The sequence below is a fragment of the Actinoplanes sp. NPDC048791 genome (assembly GCF_040650095.1).
Lineage (GTDB): Bacteria > Actinomycetota > Actinomycetes > Mycobacteriales > Micromonosporaceae > Actinoplanes.
Map to the genome: position 1 here is coordinate 1 of NZ_JBEZGQ010000513.1, position 6018 is coordinate 6018.

The 6018-nt window shown below is 66.7% G+C and carries 6 protein-coding genes and 1 pseudogene; 1 reads left to right on the forward strand and 6 read right to left on the reverse strand.

What is annotated here, in order from left to right; all coding sequences use genetic code 11:
- A pseudogene (locus AB0C29_RS29580) lies at window positions 1-296 on the forward strand (MFS transporter); the annotation flags it as partial.
- 9 nt (window positions 297-305) lie between these two features.
- On the opposite strand, the gene AB0C29_RS29585 reads toward AB0C29_RS29580, so the two are convergent.
- The 6 genes from AB0C29_RS29585 to AB0C29_RS29610 all read right to left on the reverse strand — a co-directional run.
- Entirely contained in the window at window positions 306-725 is a 420-nt protein-coding gene (locus AB0C29_RS29585; protein ID WP_360826821.1) for a hypothetical protein, read from the reverse strand.
- A gap of 98 nt (window positions 726-823) precedes the next feature.
- Window positions 824-1657 carry a carbohydrate ABC transporter permease gene (locus AB0C29_RS29590; RefSeq protein ID WP_360826836.1) on the reverse strand — a complete coding sequence of 278 codons (834 nt, stop codon included), beginning with the start codon at window positions 1655-1657 and terminating at the stop codon, window positions 824-826.
- A gap of 106 nt (window positions 1658-1763) precedes the next feature.
- Entirely contained in the window at window positions 1764-2675 is a 912-nt protein-coding gene (locus tag AB0C29_RS29595) for a sugar ABC transporter permease (protein WP_360826824.1), read from the reverse strand.
- 47 nt (window positions 2676-2722) lie between these two features.
- Window positions 2723-4159 carry an N-acetylglucosamine/diacetylchitobiose ABC transporter substrate-binding protein gene (gene ngcE, locus AB0C29_RS29600; RefSeq protein WP_360826827.1) on the reverse strand — a complete coding sequence of 479 codons (1437 nt, stop codon included), beginning with the start codon at window positions 4157-4159 and terminating at the stop codon, window positions 2723-2725.
- A gap of 34 nt (window positions 4160-4193) precedes the next feature.
- Window positions 4194-5093 (reverse strand): carbohydrate ABC transporter permease, encoded by a 900-nt coding sequence (locus AB0C29_RS29605; RefSeq protein ID WP_360826830.1) that lies wholly within the window; start codon window positions 5091-5093, stop codon window positions 4194-4196.
- On the reverse strand, window positions 5093-6018 hold a 926-nt coding region (locus tag AB0C29_RS29610), incomplete at its 5' end, for a sugar ABC transporter permease (protein ID WP_360826833.1). The genes AB0C29_RS29610 and AB0C29_RS29605, both read right to left, overlap by 1 nt.

The following is a 6018-nucleotide window of genomic DNA, read 5'->3' on the forward strand; positions in this document are numbered from 1 at the left end:
GTTGTGCGCTCGCCTGGCCGTCCGTCGGCTCCGCCCTGGCCGGCTTCGCGCTGGCCGGGCTGGGCACGGCGACGCTGGTCCCGGCGGCGATGCACACGGCCGACGAACTGCGCGGGCTGCCGCACGGCGCCGGCCTGACCATCGTGAGCTGGCTGCAGCGGGTGGGCTTCCTGCTCTCGCCGCCGCTGGTGGGGCTGGTCGCCGACCACAGCAGCCTGCGGGTCGGCCTGCTCAGCGTGGTGGTCGCCGGCCTGGGCACCCTGGTGCTGGGCCGGGTCCTGCTCAACCGCGCCTGAGCTGCCCGGTCAGCTCGACGGGAACGACTCCTGGGTGATCGGCCACCGCTGACCGCACAGCTCCCCCGCCATGCTCCTGATGAGCTCCGCGGCCCGGGCCGCATCGTCGGTCTCGGCAGACCGCTCGAACACCTGGTCGTCCACCTCGGGGCCGTCGGGCGTCCCGACGTCGATCGACGTCTCGATCGTGAGCTTCCCGGCTTCGGCCGTCACCACGAGACCCCAGGTGATCTGGGTACTGTCCGGCCGGCTGCCCGCCACCCACAGCGCGATCCGGGCATCGACGGTGTCGGCGACCTGGTAGATCCGGAACTTGATCTCGGGCAGCGGGCGCCACAGATACGTCAGGTCGCACCACAACGGATAGAAGTCCTTGTCCCGGGCCTCGGCCAGGGCGCGGAACACTCGCTGCACATCGACGGCGGCCATCCGCCGATCGTGGCACCCGGCCACAACCTCCGGACGGGGAACGCAGCCGGGCGGCGCCCCTCCCCCGTGGAAGGACGCCGCCCGGATGCCGTGCTGAGCTACTTGGTCGCGCCCGCGGTCAGGCCGGACTGGATCTGACGCTGGAAGAACGCGTACACGATGATCATCGGCAGGATCGAGAGCGTGAGTGCCGCGAACAGCGCGGCCCAGTTCGCCTGATAGCCCGCCGAGACCGAGATGTTGGCGATGCCCTGGGTGAGCACCCACTTCTCCTGCGCGCCCGCCCCCTGCATGATCGCCACCGGCAGCAGGTACTGGTTCCACTGACCGACGATGTTGAAGATCGTGATGCTGACCAGGCCGGACTTGGCCATCGGCAGCATGACCTGGAAGAACAGCCGGGTGTGGGAGGCGCCGTCGACGATCGCGGCCTCGGCGATCTGGTTCGGCAGGGTCTTGAAGAACGCCGTCATGAAGAAGACCGTGAACGGCAGCGAGTACGCGATGTAGACCAGGATCAGGCCGGTGTAGGTGTTGAGCAGGCCGAGGTTCTGCAGGATCAGGAACAGCGGCACCAGCGCCAGGAACACCGGGAAGGCCAGTCCCGAGACGAACAGGTAGTAGATGAAGCGGTTGCCGACGAACTTGTAGCGGGCCAGCACGTAGGCGGCCATCGAGCCGAACAGCATCGTGCCGGCGGTGCTGATCGCCACCACGAAGACGCTGTTGAGGAAGTAGCGCCCGACGTGCGCTTCGGTCCAGGCCGTCTTGTAGGTCTCGAACGAGATCTTGCTGGGCAGGCTGAACGGCGCCTGCGTGAAGATCTCCGTGTTGCTCTTGAACGACGCCAGCACCACCCAGATCAGCGGCGCGATGACCAGCAGGCCCCAGACCGCCAGGGCGACGTGGGCGAAGCCGCTGAAGAGCTTGATCTCTTTCTTGTCCCGCTGCGAGGCGGTGGTGGAGTGCCGCGACCCGGTGTACGAGGCCGCCGGCCCGTCCGTCTTGGTGTAAGTCACTTGAGGCTCCCGGTCCGGCTCACAGCTCGATCGCGTCGCGCCGGGTGACCCGCAGGGTCAGCGCCGCGAACGTGATGGTGAGGAAGAACAGCACGACACCCATCGCCGAGGCGTAGCCGAACTGCGCATAGTCGAAGGCGTTGCGGTAGATCTCCAGGCCCAGCACCGTGGTGGCGCCGTCCGGCCCGCCGCGGTCCACGGACATGACGTTCACCAGGGCGAACGCGTCGAAGGCGGCGATGCCCAGGTAGACCCAGGCGACCTGCAGCGTGTTCCACAGCAGTGGCAGCGTCACCTTGAAGAACAGGGTGCCCCGGGTGGCGCCGTCCAGCGCGGCGGCCTCGTAGATCTCCGTCGGGATGGAGCCCATCCCGGCGGAGAACAGCACCACGTAGAAGCCGACCGCCTGCCAGACGAGCACGGCCAGGATCGACCAGAGGGCCAGGTTCTTGTCGGCCAGGAACAGCACCGGCCCGGCGCCGACCTGGTTGAGCAGGCCGTTGATCAGACCACTGTCGTCGGACGAGTAGACCCGGGAGAAGATGACCGCGACCAGGGCCAGGGCCAGCAGCTGCGGGAAGAAGAACACCACCCGGTAGAACTTCGAACCCCAGACCCCCCGGGTACGGCCGCCCTTCGAGCCGCCGCCCACGTTGAGCAGGAACGCGAAGAACAGCGCCAGCACAATCGTGAGCAGCGGCAGGAAGATCAGCAACAGGATGTGGTGCTGGATCGCCTTCCAGAACGTGTTGTCCTGGAACAGCTTCGTGAAGTTGTCGAAGCCGATGTAACTGACGTCCGGCGAGAAGCCGCGCCAGTTGGTGAACGACAGCTGGAACGCCTGGACGTACGCCGCGATCACGAACGTGCCGTAGATGGCCACCGGCACGATCAGGAAGCCAATGATGAACGGGTACCTGCCGTGCTTCATGGTTCTCGAACTCCGTTCGTGATTGCGGGTACGTCTTCAGCGCTGGATCAGCGGGAGAACTTCTGGATGGACGAGTCCTTCTTGACCGCGTCGGCGGCCTTCTGCATCCGCTCGACGAACTTGTCGGCGGTGCCGCCCTGGTAGATCAGCTCGTTGGTGGCGGCGCGCAGCTCGTCGTCCAGCTTCTTGTACCAGGTGTCGAAACGGAAGCTGAAGGTGTCCGCGCCCGCCGCGCCCAGGGCCTTGTTGCCCGAGGTGAGGCCGGCACTGATCTCCATGCCGTCGGTGGCGCCGGCCACGACGGTCAGCGTCTTGGTGAGCTGGGTGAAGCCCACGGCGCCGGCCTTGCTCAGCATGTGGCGCAGGAACTCCATGCCACCGCGCGGGTTCTTGCCCTTGCTGGCGACGAAGTACTGCTCACCGGCCGCGGCGTAGAGGGCGGTGACGGGCAGCTTGTCGGCCGAGGTCACGCTCGGCACCGGCATGAGCTGGTAGTCGAAGCCCTCGGGGGTGTCCTTGGCCTGCTCGTTCTCGAGCCAGGAGCCGGACGGGTAGAGGCCCACCTTGTACTGGTTCTGCTGGAGCTGGACCTCGGTGTGCTTGAGACCGAGGAACGCCTTGTTGGAGTACTTGGCGCCGACCTCGGCCCACGCGGCGGCGGCCTGCTTGACGGCGTCGTTGGTCCAGGCACCGTCCTCGAGGTTGTCGATGTTCTTGAGGATGTCGGCGCCACCGATCTTGGCCGCGCTGGTCAGCAGCAGCGTGTACATGTAGTACGGCGCGTTCGCACCCGCGTAGCCGAACGGCGTGATGCCCTTGGCCTTCATCTTGCCGAGCAGCGCGGTGAAGTCGCTCCACGTGGTCGGCACGGTCCAGCCGTTGTCCTTGAACAGCTTGCCGCTGTACCAGAGGCCGAAGACGGTGAAGGCGTAGTTGAGCACGTACGGCTTGCCGTTGAACGTGCCCTGCTCGATGGTGCCCGGGATCAGGGTGTCCTTGACGGTCTTGCCGGTGATGTCCACCGACGGGGCCGCGTACAGGTCGGTCAGCTCCTGCACCTGGCCGGCCTGGACCAGGGCGCCCTGGTCCATCAGCTTCGAGCCGGAGTTGTTGATCATGTCCGGCGGGTTGCCCGCGGTGAACCGCGGCTGCACCACGGTCGAGATCTCCTCGGCCTGGTTGAACGTGACCTTGGAGTTCGGGAAGAGCTTGTTGTACGACGGGATGTCCACGTCGGTCGCGTACTTGGTGCCGAGGCCACCGTTGAAGATCAGGATCTCCAGCGGCTCGTCCTCCTTGATGCCCAGCGGGTTGGTCGCGGAGACCGTACCGGCGGGCTTGTCCGCGGCGTCGTCCTTGTCGTCACTGCCGCCGCCCACGCAGGCGCTCAGCATCGTGACGGCGGGGGTGGCCAGCAGGCCCACGGCGGCAGCGCGGCGCAGCAGCGTCCGGCGGTCGACCTCGGGCTTGAAAATCTCAGTCATGCGCTTTCTCCTCAGATGGTGATGCGGTGCCGGGTCAGCCCTTGACGGCGCCAGCCGTCAGGCCGGTTGCGATGTTGCGCTGGACGATCAGGAAGAAGATGACCACCGGGAGGGCGGTCAAGATCGACCCTGCCATGAGCGGGCCCCAGAAGGTCCCGCGGCTCGTCTGGTTCTGCAGGAGCCAGGCCATCAGGTTCTGGTGGGCCTGGTCGTTGAGCGTGTTGATGATGATGAACTCGTTCCAGGCCTGGATGAAGCCGTAGACCGAGGTCGCAACCAGACCGGGACCGGTCAGCGGCAGGATGATCTTCCAGAAGACCTGGAACCGGCTGGCCCCGTCGATCAGCGCGGCCTCGTCGAGCTCGCGCGGGATGGCCTGGATGAAGCCGCGCAGGGTCCACACCGTGTACGGCAGGATCAGCACGACGTAGACCAGGGCGATGCCGCCCAGGCTGTTGGTCAGGTTGGCCTTCTGCAGCATCAGGAACAGCGGGATCAGGATCGCGATGAACGGCACCATCTGGACCGACAGGACGACGAGGATGATCGCCTTGCGGCCGTAGAACCGGAACCGGGCGATGGCCAGCGCCGCCAGGAACCCGACGACCAGCGCGCCGAGCACCGCGGCGCAGGTGATCAGCACGCCGTTGATCAGGTTCCGCTGGAAGAACGGCGCGTTGAACGCCGACTTGAAGTTGTCCAGCGTGAAGGTGTGCGGGAAGAACGTCGGGTCGAACTGCAGGATCTCCGGCGCGGGCTTGAACGCCGTGTTGATGATCCAGTAGATCGGGAAGAACATCACCAGGGCGAAGAGCACGCCGAGGGCGTTCGCGGCGATCGTGCCGGCGGTGCTGCGGCCGACGGTGGGGGTGTCCGACTCGCGGGCCGGGCGGCGCCGCTTGCGTACGGCGGTCGACGGTGCGGTGGCGACCATCAGTCCACGTCTCCGATCCGGAACATCTGCCGCATGTAGAAGGCTGTCACGCCGAGCAGCAGCAACACCGTGACGACGGCGATCGCGGAGCCCAGCCCGTAGTTGTTGTTGTTGAACGCGGTGCTGTACGACCAGGTCGCGAGCACCTGGTACTCCTCCTCCGGCCGGCCGTTGCGCACGCCCCAGACCTGGGTGAACAGGCCGAAGTTCCAGATCACCGACAGCGTAGTGACGATGATCAGCAGCGGCTTGAGGATCGGCAGAGTCACCGAGCGCAGCACCTGCCAGGCCGAGGCGCCGTCGACCACGGCCGCCTCGAGCAGCTCCTTGGGCACCTGGGTGAGGCCGGCGTTGAGGGTGATCGCGATGAACGGGATACCGGCCCAGACCACGATGGTGGTGATCACCGACCAGCCCTGCCACGGGTTGGCGAACCAGCTGTGGTTGGCGAAGTCGACGCCGGGCAGCAGGTTGATCAGGTAGTTCAGCACGCCGAAGTCCGAGTCGACCAGCCAGCGGAAGGTCTGGGTGGCGACCAGCTGCGGCATGGCCCAGACGAACATCATCGCCACGATCATGGCGATCCGCACGCTCGGCGCGACCCGGCGCATGAGCAGGGCGACACCGAGGCCGAGCAGCAGGGTCAGCAGCACCGAGACCACGGTGAAGGCGACCGTACGCCCGACGACCTGGTAGAACGTCGCGTCCGTGAAGATCTTGACGTAGTTGGCGAACCCGACGTTGTCCGGGGGCAGGTTGCCGAACAGCTGGCGCAGGCCGAGGCTCTGGAACGACAGCACGATCATCCGTACCAGCGGATAACCGAGCAGGCCGGCCAGCAGCAGCAAGGCGGGCAGCGTGAGCGCGAGGGGGGCGAAGCCGCCGCTCGTGGCCGAACGACGCTTGCTCCGGGCGCGCCCGCCCG

Bases quoted from the DNA above. Each gene is read 5' to 3' on its own strand.
- AB0C29_RS29605 (WP_360826830.1), bottom strand. From the start codon at position 5,093: ATGGTCGCCACCGCACCGTCGACCGCCGTACGCAAGCGGCGCCGCCCG.
- ngcE (WP_360826827.1), bottom strand. From the start codon at position 4,159: ATGACTGAGATTTTCAAGCCCGAGGTCGACCGCCGGACGCTGCTGCGC.
- AB0C29_RS29595 (WP_360826824.1), bottom strand. From the start codon at position 2,675: ATGAAGCACGGCAGGTACCCGTTCATCATTGGCTTCCTGATCGTGCCG.
- AB0C29_RS29585 (WP_360826821.1), bottom strand. From the start codon at position 725: ATGGCCGCCGTCGATGTGCAGCGAGTGTTCCGCGCCCTGGCCGAGGCC.